Consider the following 15,234-nt stretch of genomic DNA (forward strand, 5'->3'; position numbering starts at 1 on the left):
GGGATGTCGGGCGCATGAATTCGAACGCGTCGCCTATCGTCGAGCCGCCTGTCTATCGGCACTGCTGTTGGAAGCAGTGCTATTGCGTTCGCCGCGGCTCCCTGACGTAGTAGATATCCCATTCTGCCTCGTCAATTTTCACGAAACCATGCCGCTGATAAAAGCGGTTCGAATCGCTATCGCGCAACGCGCCCACTCTGACCGGAATCGATTGCGAATCGGCGTCGGCAAAGATCGACATGAGCACCGCAGCACCGATTCCCCTCCCCTGATGAGCCGGGACGATATACAGGTGTTCGAGCGCCAGATGATCGTGGACCGGCTTGACCAGTACAAAACCGACCGGCACGCCGTCCGCGACGACGAACCTGCAGAACGCGCGATCGAACGACGACAGAAAACGATCCCTTGCCCGCCGGGGATCGAAGCGGCCGATACGCTCGAGACTTTCCCGCATGGCATCGATGCGCATCTGCACCAGCGTTTCGGCATCGTCATGCGTCGTGGTTGCGAATGTCAGGTTCACCGGATTGCCCTCGATCGCTGGTTCGCAAGAGACAGTCATGCTATTGAAAGCGATCGGGTTGCTTTCTGAAATTCACCGATACCGAATAATCGACGATCAGAATACACGTGTCGAATGACTGAAATCGGCTGCGAATTCAACCCTGCCGATCCGAATCGATCCCAAAGCGCTCCACGACGAATTCGATAAAGCTTCGAAGCTTCGGCGACATCTGGCGATCGCGCAAATAGAGCAGGCTGACCGGCCGGACTGGCGGCGCGTGATCGGGCAGAACCTCGACGAGATGCCCCGCCTTGATATCGGCATCGACCAGAATGGACGGCAGCATCGCGATCCCCATGCCGGCCAGAACGGCCCTGCGCAGCGCGTCCGAATTGTCGATCCTCAGGCGTCCGCCGACAGGAACGCTCACCTGTCCGTCGGGCCCGGATAACACCCACTCGGGCTCCACCGTGCGCAGCTCGGAGCGCGGCGGATAGGCATAGGTCAGGCATTGGTGAGAACGGAGGTCTTCCGGCGTTTCCGGCGCGCCGTTCGCGCCGAGATACGCGGACGACGCGCACAGTACGAGACGATAAGGCTGCAACGGTCGCGCGACGAGGTCGGCGTCTCCCGGCTTGCCGATGCGGATGGCCGCTTCGAATCCGTTCTCCATCAGTTCCGACAGCGCGTCGGTGGCCACGATATCCAACTGGACCTCGGGATAGCGTGCGCAGTAGTCCTCGAGCGAAGGAACGAGGCATTCGTTGCTGAAAATCACCGGGGCCGTAATGCGCAAAAGCCCACGCGGCGTCCCGAGATGATCGAGCGCGGAACGCTCGGCATCGTCGACAAGCCCCAGGATCTCGATACACCGGTCGTAGTAGGCCTGCCCAAACGCACTGATCTGCTGCCTGCGCGTGGTGCGATGGATGAGCCGCGTGCCGAGCCGCGCCTCCAGCGCCTGGAGATGATTGCCGACCATGGTCGGCGACAGGTTGCAGGCGTCCGCAGCAGCCGTCAGGCTGCCCGTCTCGACTACGCGCACGAACACAGTCATTGCCTTGAGAAGGTCCATTGCCAAATTTTAGTGGGTTCTATGCCAAATTTTCGGCCCTTTATAAAATTTTATTGGGGAATTAAAGTGCTCCATCGCCAGCCGTCAGGCGGCTCCGTTTGTCTCGCGCCCGGCCCGGGTGACTCACTCATTCATGCACGCACACTCGACCCGATCACCCCGCCTTGCGCTTCTCGCGACCAGCCTTGGCTTTGCAATCATCTGTCTCGACGTCACCGTCGTGAACGTCGCGCTCGAACGCATTCAGAAAAGCCTCGCCAGCGATTCCGCCCAACTGGAGTGGGTACTCAATGCCTACACGCTCGCGTTCGCGAGCCTGTTGCTCAGCGCGGGAGCGCTGGGCGATCGGCTGGGCGCCCGGCGCATCTTCGTCGGCGGCTTCGCCGTGTTCACCCTGGCGTCCATCGCATGCGGCCTCGCCCCCGAGGCGACAGCGCTTATCGCCGCCCGGGCGGCGCAGGGCATCGGCGCCGCCCTGTGCGTGCCCTCGTCGCTCTCGCTGCTCAGCGCCGCCTTCCCCGATCCGAAGACGCGCGCGAAAGCCATCAGCATCTGGGCCGGGACGGCCTCGCTGGCGCTGGGAGCCGGGCCGTTGGCAGGCGGCTTGCTGATCGGCAGTTTCGGCTGGCGCAGCATCTTTCTGATCAACGTGCCGTTCGGTGTCGCCGGCATCTGGCTGACGCTCGCCTACGTGCCCGACACCGTGCGCAACGCGGCGCGCCGCATCGACCTGATGGGACAAATATTGGCGGCCGCCTCGCTCGTCGCGCTCACCTTCGCCGTCGTCGAAAGCGGCCAGTGGGGTTGGGAAAATCCGGCCGTGACGATGGGCCTCGCCGGTTTCGCTGTCTTCGGCCTGCTGTTCGTGCTGGCGGAAAAACGGCAGCGGCAACCGATGCTGCCGCTGTCGCTGCTGCAAATACCCGCGGTCGTCGTGAGTTCGCTGGCGGGACTGGCGCTCAACTTCGGCTATTACGGCCTGATGTTTGCCATGAGTCTTTTCTTCCAGGGCGTGTGGAAATATTCGCCGCTCGAGACCGGCCTAGCTTTCCTGCCGATGACGGCCGTCGTCACGGTGGCCAATCTCGCCTCGGGCACGCTCACGACCCGATTCGGTCACCGCTTTCCGATGGTGCTCGGGCAAGCGCTGGCAACGGCCAGTTTGCTTTCGATAAGTCTGATCGGGATAGACAGCAGTTACCTGGCGATTACGATCCCGCTGTTAGCCATCGGCATCGGCGTCGCGCTGGCCGTACCGTCGATCAATACGGCGCTCCTCGCCCACGTCGATCCGGGTTCCACCGGCATCGCATCAGGCGTGCTGAACACGGCACGCCAGATCGGCGGCGCACTTGGGGTCGGCGTGTTCGGTGCGCTCGTTTCGGGAACGAAAGGCCAGATGGTCGAAGGCCTCCATGTCGGCGTATTGATCGCCGGTGCGCTGATGGCGGCAGGCGTCGTGATCGCCATCGCGGGGCTCAAGCCGGCAGGTCCGGTGGCAAGCCCGGATTCGGTGGCTAGTGGACGGTGATGGGCGAATCGCGTCTCCACGACCGCCAATCGACGGGCCGACGATAGGCGCATTACGAGTTCCACCCCGCGTTCTGCAAAACGGTCCGGTAGCCGTCAGAACCACCGCCGCAAGACGAACCCACGGCGGCCCCGCAGACAACGCCGCGCTCACATCGGCGGCGCCACCCCGTTCTTTTCGACCACCACGCGCTGCGCGACCAGCGCCCCTTGCGATGCGGGCGTCGCCACGACGAACACCTGCTTGCCCGGGCTCAGGTCCGTGCGCGCGGCCGGGACGAAAGTCACGATCGGCACGTTCGGCGGCACCGTCACCTCGTTGCTGCCGCCTTTGTACGACAGCTTCAGATTCCGGCCGTCGGTGCCCTGCACGACCGTGTCGACGTTGGCGTTCGTCATCGTGCTGTTCGGCCCGAAATCCCATGCGTAATGTCCTTCGCCCGTGCCGCGCGCGGATTCCGGAAAGACGACCACTTCGGTAGCCGTCAGCTTGCCGTCCGTGCCGGTTATGGCGGCCGTGCCGACGAACGAGCCGGGCTTGATGTCCGCGAGTTGCATGGCCTTGACCGACGAAACGGCGATGGTCGGCTTGAGTTCGATCGAAACCGTATCGCCGCTGCGGCGATGCACCTTCAGAACGTCGCCGTCGAGCGAGACGATGTCGCCGCGAATGCGCTCCGGTTTGCCGGAAGGCGTCTGGGCCAGCGCAACGCCGGAAAGGGCCAGCGCGGCGAGCGCAACGCCGAATTTGAGGCGAATGGACATGAATGCTCCTTGAAAGGTGGATGGACTGAAAAACGCGAACGTCTGCACGTCAGGAACCGCCGAACCAGTTGTAGCCCTGGTTCTCCCAATAGCCGCCGGGATATTCGTTCGTCACGCTGATCGCGACGATATGCTTGGGATTCTTGTAGCCGAGCTTGATCGGCATGCGCAGCTTCATCGGGAAACCGTATTTCGGCGGCAGCACGTCGCCGTCGTAGGTCAGCGTGAGCAGGGTCTGCGCGTGCAGCGCGCTCGGCATGTCGATGCTGGTCCAGTAATTGTCCGCGCAGTGCAGCGAGACGTACTTCGCCGTGACGTCCGCCCCCACGCGCCGCAGGAAGTCGGAAAAGCGCACGCCGCCCCAGTGGCCGATGGCGCTCCATCCCTCGATGCAGATGTGGCGCGTAATCTGGCTCTCCTGCGGCAGCGCGCGCAATTCGTCGAGCGTCCAGACGAGCTTGCCTTTCGCAAGGCCGCCCACCTGGAGCCGGTAGGTCGCCGGATCGACTTCGGGCACGTCGTCGATGTCGTAGAACGCGTTGAACGGAAACGGCCGCGTGAGCATCGACTCCGGATACGTCGGGGCCATCCGGTTCGGATCGAACAGCAGCGCCTGCACGTCGTCGTTGAAGAACGACATCCTGCGCAGCAGGGTGTTCACCGACTGATCGTTGGACAGATCGCAACCCGAGAGCATCGCGAGGCCGCCGAGCGTGAGAATGCGCTTGCCGAGCAGCCGTCGCGCCGGGTTTTTCAGCGCGTTACGCGCATCCTTCAGGATGGATTCGCCATGAGACGCGAGAAATGCGTTGGCTCTATCGGACTTCCTGCGAAGCGTCATGTTTTACCGTCCGCGAATCATCAGGAGCAGCGAGCGCGGCACGAGCGTCACCATGACGACGTGCACGGCAAAAAACGCAACCAGCACGCTCATGGCGACGAAATGCACGACGCGCGCGTTGTCGTATCCGCCCATCAGGACGCGCAGCAGCGGGAATTGCACCGACTTCCAGACCGCCAGCCCCGAGAGGATGACGAGCACGGTATCGGCAATGACGACGAGATAGGCGAATTTCTGCACCGCGTTGTAGTGCGCGAGATCGCGGTGTCCGAGCCTGCCGCGCAGCGCGGCGAGCAGATCGGCGGCAAGCGATCGCGGGCTAACGGGCAGCAGTGTCCGGCGCAAGCGCCCCGAAACGAGATTCAGCGCAAGATAGACGAGAAAATTCGCGACCAGCATCCACATGACCGCGAAATGCCACTGCAGGGCGCCGCCGAGCCAGTTGCCCAGCGTGACGGCCGGCGGAAACTGCAGGGCCGGGAAGATCGGCGAGGCGTCGTAGATCTGCCAGCCGCTCGTCACCATCAACACGACGGCGAGCGCATTGATCCAGTGCGTGACGCGAACCCAGACGGGTTGAATCGTTCGATGGCCCACGGCGATCTCGCAGGGTTGAGGAAGTTATTCGTTGCGCCGACAAAAGCGGGGAGGCCGGGCGCGGCGATTCGCGCCCGGCCTCCGGCCGCGCAGGACGAGGCCGGCCGTCGACAAATAAACGACGGTCGGGCGGCCAGCGCGAAGCCGGCCGGGTCGGCGGCGTTATCGGAGCGAACGATGCCAGCGAGCGGTTATTCCACTGGCCGGAAAATATTTTTCCGGCGGCACTACCCCGCCGCCGTCTTCAACATGGCGATATCGCGCCGCGGCGGCGCGCCGAACATGCGCGCATATTCGCGGCTGAACTGCGACGGGCTTTCGTAGCCCACCTGCCAGGCGGCCGCCTCGGCATTGGCCTCGCCCGTCGCCATCAAATGCCGCGCCTCGAGCAGGCGCAACTGCTTCTGGTATTGCAGCGGCGTCATGGAGGTCAGCGCCTTGAACTGCCGGTGGAACGCCGACGGGCTCATCTGCGCGATGGCCGCCAGCGTCTCGACGCGCAAGGTTTCGGCGAATTGGTCCCGCAGCGCGTGGATTGCCGTGACGACCCGCTGCGTGTGGCTGTTCGCCAGCACGACCCTGGCCACCTCGCCGCCGTGCGGGCCCGTCAGCAGCCAATAGCAGATTTCCCGCATGATCATCGGCGCGAGCACGGGAATGGCCCGCGGCGTATCGAGCAGGCGCACCATGCGCAGCACGCAGTCGGCGAGCGAGCCGTCGAAATCGGTGACGAAAACGCCGTGCGCCAGCGGATCGCGCGGCTGCGGCGGCGCGTCGAGGCACGCCACGACGTCGTGCATGACGGCGGGATCGAACTCGACGACGACGGCGAGATAAGGCTCGGCCGGACTGGCCTGCTCGACCCGGCTGAATGCCGGCATCTCGACGCTGACCACAAGGGCCTGCCCCGCCCGGTAGTCGTATCGCCGGTTGCCGAAAATGGTCCACTTGGCGCCCTGCGCGACGACGCAGAGCGCCGGCTTCATGATCAGATGGGAAGGATGCTTCTCGTGGTCCGCGTGCAGGAGCATCACCCCCTCGATGGCGGTCGCGACCGGGCTTTCCCGCCCGTCGGTATGGCGCTTGACGACTTCGACGAGGGCCGTCGACGACATTTGAACCTCCTCCGTGCCAGCATTCGCGCATGTTACCGCCGCGCGCGTCCGAAAACGCGGCCCCGTGCAGGATCAGGCAAGAAGTGAGGCGGTTCGGGCATTCATCGGCGGCGGCCGCGGCCATAAGCTTGCACCTCCGACCCAGCCCGACATGGAGTGTGCAATGACCGCAGCAAATCCGGCCGAATCGGCCACGAAGATCGCAATCGTCACCGGGGGAAGTCGCGGCCTCGGGCGCAACACGGTGCTCAACCTCGCGCGGCGCGGCGTCAGTTCGCTGTTCACCTACCATGCCAATCGCGCCGAAGCCGACAAGGTGGTCGGCCTCGTGGAGCAGGCGGGACAGCGGGCCGTCGCGCTGCCGCTCGACACCGGCAAAACGGACACGTTCGACGCGTTCGTCGGGCAGGTCCGGGCATCGCTCGCCGCGTGGGGCGCCGACCGGTTCGACTATCTCGTCAACAACGCCGGCATTTCGAATCACACGCCGATCGAACAGACGAGCGAAGCCGAACTGGACGGCCTCTACAACGTCCATTTCAAGGGCGTATTCTTCCTGACCCAGAAGCTCCTGCCGCTCATCAATGACGGCGGCCGCATCGTGAACATTTCGTCGGGGCTGACCCGCCTCTCCCTGCCTGGCAGCGCGTCCTATGCGTGCATGAAAGGCGCGGTCGAGGTCCTGACGCGCTATCTCGCCAAGGAGCTCGGCCCGCGCCGCATCGCCGTCAACACCGTCGCGCCCGGCGCGATCGAAACGGATTTCAGCGGCGGCATGGTCCGCGACAATCCCGAGGTCAACCGGCGCGTGGCGGAATGGACGGCGCTCGGCCGCGCGGGCCTGCCCGACGACGTCGGCCCGATGATCGCGTCGCTGCTCTCCGAAGACCACCGCTGGGTCAACGGGCAGCGCATCGAGGTTTCGGGCGGCCTCGCGCTCTAGTCCGGCCTCAACCGTCGTCGTCCTGGGCGCGCCGCAACAGCCTCCCGGCGTTAGCGATCACGACCAGCGTGCCGACGTTGTGGAGAATCGCGCTCCAGACCGCGCCGACGAGGCCGAGCGCGGCCAGCGCGATGACGACGACCGTCCAGCCGAGCCCGATCGCGGCATTGGCGGTCGCGATGCGCCGGCAGCGCCGCCCGAGCCGGATGCAGTCCGGAATACGGCGCAGATCGTCGGCCAGCAGCACGACGTCGGCCGAGGCAACCGCGATGTCGATGCCGCGCTCGCCCATCGCAACGCTCGTCGAGCCCGCCTTGATCGCGAGCACGTCGTTCAGGCCGTCGCCGACGACGAGCGGGTGATGGCCCGCCGCGATTTCGCCGAGCACGTAGTCGAGCTTGTCGTGCGGCAGCGCCTGCGAAACCACGGTGCCGAGGCCGACCTCGGCGGCCAGCTTGCGGGCCACCGCGTCGCGATCGCCGGTCAGGAGCGCCTGGCGCGCGATGCCGAGGTCGCGAAGCGCGGCGAGCATGTCGCGGGCCTCCGCGCGCAGCGTGTCCGCGAAGCCGAACCAGGCCAGCAGCCGCCCGCTCGAGGCGAGACCGACGCACGGCCCGTCGAAACCGTCGGGCGGCGGCGTCAATCCGTCCACGTACTGCGCGAGCAGATCCTGCCGGCCGAGCACGGCCACGCCTTCCGGCGTCTGCGCGAGCATGCCGAGCCCGCGCAGCTCGCGAATTTCCCGCACGTCCTCTGGCAACGCGCCGGCACGGTCCGCGCCGTAGCGCGCGAGCGCCCGGCTGACGGGATGGGCGCTGCCCGCGCCGAGCCGCGCGGCCAGCGCGAGCGCCCTCGCCTCGTCCACGCCCGGCTGCAACGCTACGCGGTTCACGCGCAGTTCGCCGTGCGTGAGCGTGCCCGTCTTGTCGATCACGAGCGAATCGATCCCGGCGATCTTGTCGAGAAACGCGGCGTTGCGAAACAGGATGCCGCGTCGCGCGCCGGCGGCGATGCCGGCGATCGCCGTCGAAGGCGCCGCGAGCACGAGCGCGCACGGACATGCCGCGACGATCACGGCCAGCATCGCCGAAGCGTTCGCCGACGTGAACCAGACGATCGCCGCGATCAGCAGCACGAGCGCGAGGTAAGCGTCCATGTAACGCTCGAGCGCCTGCGTGATCGGCGGCTTGGCGGCCTCGGCCGCCTGCATGAGCCCGATGATCCGGCCGAGCGTCGAGTCCTCGCCGGCGTGCGTGATCTCGATGCGCAGCGGCCCGTCGAGGTTGATCGCGCCGCCGAATACGCGCGCGCCGTCGCTCGCCTCCTGCGGCACCGATTCGCCCGTGATCGGGCCGTTGTCGACGTTCGACATGCCGTCCCGCACGACGCCGTCGCCGGGAATGCGCGCGCCCGGCGGCACCTCGACGAGATCGCCGGCGCCAATCGCGTCGTACGGCACCTCGTCGATGCCGCCGTCGGCCCGCACGCGGCGCACGTCGCCCGAGGTCAGCCGGCCGAGCGCGCGAATCGCCTCGGCGGAGCCGAGCACGCTGCGCTCTTCGAGCGCGTGGCCGAACGTCATGACGACGGGCAGCAGCGCGGCCGTCATCATGTCGCCCACGGCCCACGCGGCCAGCATGGCGAGCGCGATCAGCCGGTCGGTGACGCCGTGCAGGCTCGGCGTCTTCAGACTCTGCCAGGCGCCCGCGAACACCGGCGGGGCGACGACGAGCGACGCGGCCCCCGCGAGCAACTGCGCGAGCGTGGCGACGCCCGGCGCGCTGCGCGAAACGAGCCACGGCCAGACGAACGAGAGTCCGAGCAGGCCGAGCGCGAAAAGCGCCAGCGCAGTCTGCCGCGTGATCGCGCGGCGCTCGTCGGCCGACATCGCGACGGCGGCCGCGCCGTGCAACGCGTCGGCCCCCGCGCGCGAAGCCGCTGCGCCGGTTTTTCGCGGACCGGCCGCAGGACGGCCGGCGGCGCCGCGCTGCGCCGGTTCGGGCCGCGCGTTCATGGCACCCGCCCCGGCAACACGAGGCTCGACGCGTCGCGCGGATCGATCGTGGTCACGTGCGCGGCATGCGAGAGAATCGGCTCGATGCGGTCGCGGTAGGCGCGCGCGAGCAGCCCCGGATCGCGGTTCGTCGCGAGCGCCGCCTCGAGCTGAGTGATGGTCGTCGTCTCGGCCTGCGCGGTCGCCACGCGCTCGGCGGCGCTCGCGCGCGCGTCCTGCACGATGCGGTCGGCGGCCTGCTGCGCGCTCTGGCGCGTCGTCTCGGCGACGGTGCGGGCGTCGGCGATGTCGCGGCCCGCGTTCTGCAGCGAAGTCAGCACGGCATTGAACGCGCCGACCGCGGAGGCCGGAAACGACGCCTGCAAGTCCACGCGCGCGACCTCGATGCCGAGCCCCGCATGCCCGGCCGCGAGCGCGTCGAGATGCTGCTGGATCGTGCGCGCGAGGTCGCCGCGCAACTGCTCGCGCTGCGCGGCCATCTGCTGCCCGGCGGCCGCGATCTCGGGCCGGGCGACGAGGATCGCGTCGAGGTCGCGCCGCGCCGCCGTCTCGACGACCGAGGCGGAGACGATGCGCTCGACCGCGGCGTCGAGGTTGTCGCGCTGGAGCACGTAGGCATAGGGATCGACGACGCGGTAGTAGAGCGTGGCGCTGAGCTGCACGACGCCGTTGTCGCCGGTGAGCACGTAGCCCGAGCCGGCGAGCGCGTCCGAAGCGGATTCGAGCCGGTCCGGCGCGCGCGGATCGCGCTCGAGCGAGACGACCCGGCGTTCGAGTACGCGTTCGCTGCCCGGCACGATCAGCACGGTCTCGAACGGGCGCGGCCACGCGAGCAGCAATCCCGCGCCCTGGGTGCGCACGAGGGCGCCGAAGCGCATGACCACGGCGCGGCTGTCCGCCGGAATGCGGCGGATGTTCGACCCGGCCCAGGCAAGCGCCGCCAGCACGGCCAGCGCCGCGACGAACCAGAACGCCAGGCGGACCGCCTCGGCGCCGGGGCCTAGCGACGGCGCATGCTCGCGGGTGCTCATGGCGCGCGTCCGCGTTGCCGCGTGCCGGATGCCGTCGACGATGGCGCTGGGGAGAGCGTCGAACTCGTCGAAGTCGCATCGAGGCCCGGCGGCCCCTCCACGAGCGAGCGGAACGGCGCCGCGTCGGTACGCAGGATCAGGTTCGTGTTCGCGTTGACGACCGAACCGAGCGTGTCGAGCGAGCGCAGCATCGTGTAGAGCTGCGGATCGGCGGCATAGCTGCTGCCGTAGATCGCCGCCGCGTCCTTGCGCGATTGCGCCTCGATCTGGGCCGCCTGCACGTTCGCATCGGCAATCGTGATGCGCGCGTCGCGCTCGGCGTCCGAGCGAATCTGCGCCGCGTCGCGCAAACCCTCGGCCGTGCGCTCTGCCGCGACGGTCTCGCGCTCGGCGCGCATGCGCCCGACGGTCGCCGCCAGCGTGACGGCCGGCAGCGTGAGCCGCTCGAGCCCGACCTGCACGACGTGCACGCCGTAGGCGGCATACACGGCCGCGTCGATCTGCCGGCGCAGCGCGTCCTCGAAGGCCGGAATCCGGACCCGGGCCGGATCGGTATTGACGAGCGAAGCGAGATCGAAGCCGGCCGAGGTCGTCTGCAGCGCCGAGCCGACGAGCGAGCGAATCTGCCGCGCCGCCTCGTCCGGCGCGTTGCCCACGGCCTGCACGAAGCGGCCGATGTCGGCCGCGTCCGCCGGCACGCGCCAGGCGACGTAGGCCTGCACGATGATGCGCAGGCCGTCGCGCGTGCCGACGTCCTGCAATCCGCTCGACGTCGTGTGCAGCCGCAGGTCGACCGGAATGGCCGATTCCACCGGCGCGGGCAGCCGCCACGCCAGCCCCGGGTCGAGCAGCACGCGCACGGGTTTGCCGAAGCGCGTGACGACGGCCGCCTCGCCCGCGCGCACCTCCACGAAGCTCGCGACGACGAGCGCGACGACCACGCACAGGAGCGCGAGCGCCGCGCGCCAGGCGAAGGCGCGCCGATTGGCCGGCCCGGACTCGCCCGAGCCCCCGCCGTGAGGATCGCCCGGACCGTGGGCGCCGCCGTGACGGTGGCCGTGTCCGTGGCGATGGTCCGCGCCGCCGTGTCCGTGAAAAAGACCCGCCATGAAGTCTCCTTGCAAGATGCCGATTCCTGCCGCCCTGCGCGAACCGACGGCCCGCCGCCTCACCAGGCCGGTTTGAAGCCGGGCGCCGTCGCGGCCGGGTAAGGCCGCAAATCGATGGTCGCGCGATTGCCCTGCGCGAGGCGATCGTCGATCACGGTCATGCTGCCGTTCTGCAGCCCCTTCTGCAGGCTGTGCAGGTAGTACTCGAAAACGAAGGCCGGGCCGCCGAGCCGCGAAGCGGCCACGTCGGCGTCGAAGGTGATCTGCTGCGCGCGCGCGTCGGCAATCGTCTCCGCGGCCTGCGCGCTGCCGTCGTCGACGGCCGTCACGGCGTGCTGCTGCGCCTCGCCGAGCGCGGCCGCCGCGAGGCCGCGCGCCTCGACGACGCTGGCGTCGGCGCGAATCTGCGCCGCCTGCACGCCGTGATAGGCCGCCGCCGCGCCCGCCGGCGGATGCACGCTCTCGATCACGACCGCCACGACCTCGATGCCGCCGCCGAGCCGGTCGAGCTGCCGCTGCACCGCGACGCGCAGCGTGTCGGCCATCGCAGTCTGGTTCGTGTCGAGCAGCGACGGCAGCGTGCGCGAGGCGAGGTAGCGCACGACTTCGCGATTGGCGATCGAGCGCACGGTGTCGTCCACGTCGACGAGCCGGTAAAGCGCGCCACGCGCCGCCGCGTCGGACAGGCCGATCCGGTAGTCGAGCCGGATATCGGCGCTGACGATCTGGAAGTCCTGCTGGTCGCCGCTCGCGCTCGCGACCACCTGCGTCGTGTCCCACGGATGCGGGGCGTCCCAGAGCCGGTTCAGTTGCCCGGGCGTATCGGCATCGGCGGCGACGGACGGCGCGGCGACGCTGCGGTCGTCGGCGCTGCCGGAGACGATCAATTGATGGATCGCGCCGTTGTCGATCACGCGGACCCGGCCGAACGGCCAGGGCAGCCCGACGTGCGGGCCCGGCTGCCAGACCGCGACGGGCGCGCCGAACCGCTCGTAGACGGCGCGCTCGCCGGGCCCGAGCAGCGCCACGCCGCCGAGCAGCCAGCCGGCCAGACCCACGACGACGACGACGCCCGGCAGCAGGCGCACGAGGCTGTGCAGCGCCCAGTTCTGCCGCAGGTCGATGCCGTAGCGCACGCGCAGCTCGGCGCCGAGCATCGCGAACGGCGACGGATGCAGGCGCAGCAGGCCTGCCAGCGTGCTGTACGGAAAGACGCCCTCGCCGGCCGACAGCACGTGCCGCGCGAGCGCCTCGCGCACGGCCAGTTCGACGGCGATCGCGCCGACGAAGACGGCGACGAGGCGCACGGGCCAGTCGGGCGTGCCGTGCGTCCGCGCGAACCAGGCCGCCGAGGCCGCGACGCCCAGCGCGCACACGAGCACGACGCGCAGCAGGCCCGCGAGCGTCGACGACGCGCGACGCGCATGAAAACGCTCGGCGACCAGCACGAGAAACGCGAAGATCAGCGCGGCAACGCCCCCGACGACGACCGGCGCCGATACGCCGGACGAAACCGGAGTCGAAGTTAAAGTCGACGCAACCGTGAGCGGCGCGAGCGGAACGGCCGGCCGCCACGCCGCGGCGGCGAGCAACACGCCGACGACGGCGCAAAGCGGCACGACCCACGGCTGCCACGGAAGCGTGCGCAGCAACGCCGTCGCATCGACGGGCTCGCCGCGACGCAGGAACGCCTGCATGACGAGACGCAGCAGCGTCTTGCCGAACGGCGCGGAAACCGGGGGACGGGCCGGCCCGGCGGCCAGCAGCCGGGCGCCGACGAGGGCGATGAAGACGTTCAGGCAGGCGCCCGACAACGCCGCGCACCAGCGCGTATCGACACCGGCATTCGGCACGAACGCGAGCGCGCCGAACGCAACGGTGCAACCGGCCGCCAGCCAGACGGACCGGTCGCCGCCCGCGCGGTCGTCGAGCTCGCCGCGCGCCTGCATGTCGTCGTCGCGCACCTCACCGTCCGGCATCGAGCATCCTTTACGTCGGAGTGACGAAAAACCAGGCTAACCAGCACGCATCATCGGTCGGGCATGAAACGGCATGCCCGGCGGCCCCCGCGTTCGAACGCTATCGAGGCGCGGCCGGGCATCGCCGCTACATGATAGGACCGATCGCCGACTCCGGCGTCGGCCGCGCCTTCAGGGCGAGGTTTGCCCGGGCGCCGGCTGCCCGGCGTCGATGCCGCCGGACGTGCCCGGGGAAGCATCGTCCCCGGAGGCATCGCCCGCCGCATCCGGGACGCCGTCCGCGGTGGCGGCAGGCCGGACGTCGGCCAGTCCGCCCGGACGCCCGCCGTTGCCGTTGCCCGCCTCGATCCGGCCGGACGGCGGCGCCGCGACCGTACTCATGGCCGGCTGCATGAACACCCAGCCGGTCGAGTACGAAACCCAGACGCGCCGCGACCGCATGAAGTCCATGCCCAGCAGCATCCCCGTCGACATCAGCGGCGCGTCGCTGACCGTCAGCGGCACGTGACGATAGGTGACGGGGCCGACCTGCAGGCTATCGAACGCGTAAGTGTGCGTCGTGAACACCGCCCCCTTGAACCCCGTGCCCGACGACGCCCGCGCGCGGTCGAGATCGGCCTCGCTCACGCCGCTTTCGAGCGCCGTCTCGCGCGGCACCATCGTCCGCGAGGCGCCCGTGTCCAGCAGCGCCCGCACGGGATGGCCGTTCAGCATGAGCGGCAGGATCAGGTCGTGCAGCTTCGTGTATTCGGGCGAGTAGGCGTAGTAGCGGCCCCGCCACGGCGCGAACCGGCCGAGGCAGTTCTGCGCCGAATACAGCGTCATCAGCTTTGCCGGAAAATCGAACTCCACGTCGTAGCGCGAGAGCACGTCGGTGCCGATCATGCCGATCGGCGCGGGATGCATCTCCAGCATCTTCGGCGTCAGCATGTGGGCCGTGAGCACCTTCATGTTGGTCCACTGCAGCGGCCCCAGCGAAAACGACGGCACGATGCGCGGATACTGCGCGTACTCGCTCGACCCCACGCCCGCGATGAGCTCGGTCTGCGAGCCGTCCACCTCGAGCCCCATCGCGTCGGCCGCCTCCGGCGTCAGCGCCGTCACGTTGGCGCCGGTGTCGACGATCATCAGATCGCTGTGTCCGCCGATGCTCGCCGACACCATGTAGTGCCCCGAGTTCTCGGTCATCGGCAGGCGCGCCTCCACCGTCAGTTGGCATTCGGGATTGGGGTCGGCCACGCCCATCTGCGCCCGCACGGCGGCGCCGGGCATCGCCAGCGCCGCCGCTGCGACGAGTCCGGCAAAAGGACGGCGAAGAATCCAGACAACCATGTCTTTCCGATAAACGAAGTGGATCACGATAGGTACGCCGGGCGCGAGCAGACTGCCGGCTCCGGCGGCGGTCCCGACACTCGCGCCTGGTTTCCGGGTTAACGGCAGGCCGGCCCGGAAAACGACTTCCCGGACGAGAAAATGCGCAATCCATGAAACGTCGGACGGTTTCGCGATGCTGAAATCGATACGATGCGTCGGGCGAAATTCAACGCGTTCAAACGATGCGAACCCGGCCGCATCGTATCCCACCATATATAACGATTCGGCCTTTTTCCCGCGTTTTTATCGGGTATATCCCGTGTCCGGGCCGACCTCGCGCGTGCTACCTTGATCCGGACGATCGACGCCTGTCCACGCCTGTCCATCACTCAATCCAGCGTCGCCTCCGTCTG

13 protein-coding genes are annotated in these 15,234 nt (G+C 68.3%); 2 read left to right on the forward strand and 11 right to left on the reverse strand.

Annotated elements, in window-relative coordinates; all coding sequences use genetic code 11:
* Window positions 1-79: 79 nt before the first annotated feature.
* Together CY652_RS21605 and CY652_RS21610 are read right to left on the reverse strand one after the other, a co-directional pair.
* Window positions 80-526 (reverse strand): GNAT family N-acetyltransferase, encoded by a 447-nt coding sequence (locus tag CY652_RS21605; RefSeq protein WP_258002403.1) that lies wholly within the window; start codon window positions 524-526, stop codon window positions 80-82.
* A gap of 136 nt (window positions 527-662) precedes the next feature.
* Window positions 663-1,583 (reverse strand): LysR family transcriptional regulator, encoded by a 921-nt coding sequence (locus CY652_RS21610; RefSeq protein ID WP_102132767.1) that lies wholly within the window; start codon window positions 1,581-1,583, stop codon window positions 663-665.
* Window positions 1,584-1,716: 133 nt separating this feature from the next.
* Here CY652_RS21610 and CY652_RS21615 point away from each other — a divergent pair, with 133 nt between their 5' ends.
* On the forward strand, window positions 1,717-3,114 hold the full coding sequence (locus CY652_RS21615) for an MFS transporter (RefSeq protein ID WP_102132768.1): 1,398 nt from the start codon (window positions 1,717-1,719) through the stop codon (window positions 3,112-3,114).
* Between the two features lie 149 nt (window positions 3,115-3,263).
* Here CY652_RS21615 and CY652_RS21620 read toward each other — a convergent pair whose 3' ends face one another.
* The 4 genes from CY652_RS21620 to CY652_RS21635 all read right to left on the reverse strand — a co-directional run bounded on the left by CY652_RS21620 (window position 3,264) and on the right by CY652_RS21635 (window position 6,431).
* Entirely contained in the window at window positions 3,264-3,878 is a 615-nt protein-coding gene (locus CY652_RS21620) for a hypothetical protein (protein WP_102132769.1), read from the reverse strand.
* 49 nt (window positions 3,879-3,927) lie between these two features.
* A complete protein-coding gene (locus tag CY652_RS21625) occupies window positions 3,928-4,719 on the reverse strand; it encodes a molybdopterin-dependent oxidoreductase (protein ID WP_102132770.1) in 792 nt (263 codons plus the stop codon).
* Between the two features lie 3 nt (window positions 4,720-4,722).
* Window positions 4,723-5,316 carry a cytochrome b/b6 domain-containing protein gene (locus CY652_RS21630; protein ID WP_102132771.1) on the reverse strand — a complete coding sequence of 198 codons (594 nt, stop codon included), beginning with the start codon at window positions 5,314-5,316 and terminating at the stop codon, window positions 4,723-4,725.
* 227 nt (window positions 5,317-5,543) lie between these two features.
* Window positions 5,544-6,431 (reverse strand): AraC family transcriptional regulator, encoded by an 888-nt coding sequence (locus tag CY652_RS21635; protein ID WP_102132772.1) that lies wholly within the window; start codon window positions 6,429-6,431, stop codon window positions 5,544-5,546.
* A gap of 163 nt (window positions 6,432-6,594) precedes the next feature.
* On the opposite strand from CY652_RS21635, the gene CY652_RS21640 reads away from it, so the two are divergent.
* Window positions 6,595-7,374, forward strand: a complete 780-nt coding sequence (locus tag CY652_RS21640) for an SDR family NAD(P)-dependent oxidoreductase (RefSeq protein ID WP_102132773.1) — start codon at window positions 6,595-6,597, stop codon at window positions 7,372-7,374.
* A 7-nt stretch (window positions 7,375-7,381) separates the two neighbouring features.
* On the opposite strand, the gene CY652_RS21645 is transcribed toward CY652_RS21640, so the two are convergent.
* The 5 genes from CY652_RS21645 to CY652_RS21665 all read right to left on the reverse strand — a co-directional run bounded on the left by CY652_RS21645 (window position 7,382) and on the right by CY652_RS21665 (window position 14,839).
* Entirely contained in the window at window positions 7,382-9,388 is a 2,007-nt protein-coding gene (locus CY652_RS21645; protein WP_219723799.1) for a heavy metal translocating P-type ATPase, read from the reverse strand.
* A complete protein-coding gene (hflK, locus tag CY652_RS21650; RefSeq protein WP_102132774.1) occupies window positions 9,385-10,419 on the reverse strand; it encodes a protease modulator HflK in 1,035 nt (344 codons plus the stop codon). The genes CY652_RS21645 and hflK overlap by 4 nt, the downstream gene beginning before the upstream one ends.
* On the reverse strand, window positions 10,416-11,528 hold the full coding sequence (gene hflC, locus CY652_RS21655; protein ID WP_102132775.1) for a protease modulator HflC: 1,113 nt from the start codon (window positions 11,526-11,528) through the stop codon (window positions 10,416-10,418). The genes hflK and hflC overlap by 4 nt, the downstream gene beginning before the upstream one ends.
* 59 nt (window positions 11,529-11,587) lie before the next feature.
* A complete protein-coding gene (locus CY652_RS21660; RefSeq protein ID WP_258002404.1) occupies window positions 11,588-13,507 on the reverse strand; it encodes an SPFH domain-containing protein in 1,920 nt (639 codons plus the stop codon).
* Between the two features lie 171 nt (window positions 13,508-13,678).
* Window positions 13,679-14,839: a retropepsin-like aspartic protease gene (locus CY652_RS21665; RefSeq protein WP_180970722.1), complete on the reverse strand. Its 1,161-nt coding sequence runs from the start codon at window positions 14,837-14,839 to the stop codon at window positions 13,679-13,681.
* Window positions 14,840-15,234: the final 395 nt, after the last annotated feature.

It is taken from the genome of Burkholderia sp. WAC0059, from assembly GCF_002870125.1.
GTDB lineage: Bacteria > Pseudomonadota > Gammaproteobacteria > Burkholderiales > Burkholderiaceae > Paraburkholderia.

Bases quoted from the DNA above. Each gene is read 5' to 3' on its own strand.
- CY652_RS21610 (WP_102132767.1), bottom strand. From the start codon at position 1,583: ATGGACCTTCTCAAGGCAATGACTGTGTTCGTGCGCGTAGTCGAGACG.
- CY652_RS21615 (WP_102132768.1), top strand. From the start codon at position 1,717: ATGCACGCACACTCGACCCGATCACCCCGCCTTGCGCTTCTCGCGACC.
- CY652_RS21620 (WP_102132769.1), bottom strand. From the start codon at position 3,878: ATGTCCATTCGCCTCAAATTCGGCGTTGCGCTCGCCGCGCTGGCCCTT.
- CY652_RS21625 (WP_102132770.1), bottom strand. From the start codon at position 4,719: ATGACGCTTCGCAGGAAGTCCGATAGAGCCAACGCATTTCTCGCGTCT.
- CY652_RS21635 (WP_102132772.1), bottom strand. From the start codon at position 6,431: ATGTCGTCGACGGCCCTCGTCGAAGTCGTCAAGCGCCATACCGACGGG.
- CY652_RS21640 (WP_102132773.1), top strand. From the start codon at position 6,595: ATGACCGCAGCAAATCCGGCCGAATCGGCCACGAAGATCGCAATCGTC.
- CY652_RS21645 (WP_219723799.1), bottom strand. From the start codon at position 9,388: ATGAACGCGCGGCCCGAACCGGCGCAGCGCGGCGCCGCCGGCCGTCCT.
- hflK (WP_102132774.1), bottom strand. From the start codon at position 10,419: ATGAGCACCCGCGAGCATGCGCCGTCGCTAGGCCCCGGCGCCGAGGCG.
- hflC (WP_102132775.1), bottom strand. From the start codon at position 11,528: ATGGCGGGTCTTTTTCACGGACACGGCGGCGCGGACCATCGCCACGGA.
- CY652_RS21660 (WP_258002404.1), bottom strand. From the start codon at position 13,507: ATGCCGGACGGTGAGGTGCGCGACGACGACATGCAGGCGCGCGGCGAG.
- CY652_RS21665 (WP_180970722.1), bottom strand. From the start codon at position 14,839: ATGGTTGTCTGGATTCTTCGCCGTCCTTTTGCCGGACTCGTCGCAGCG.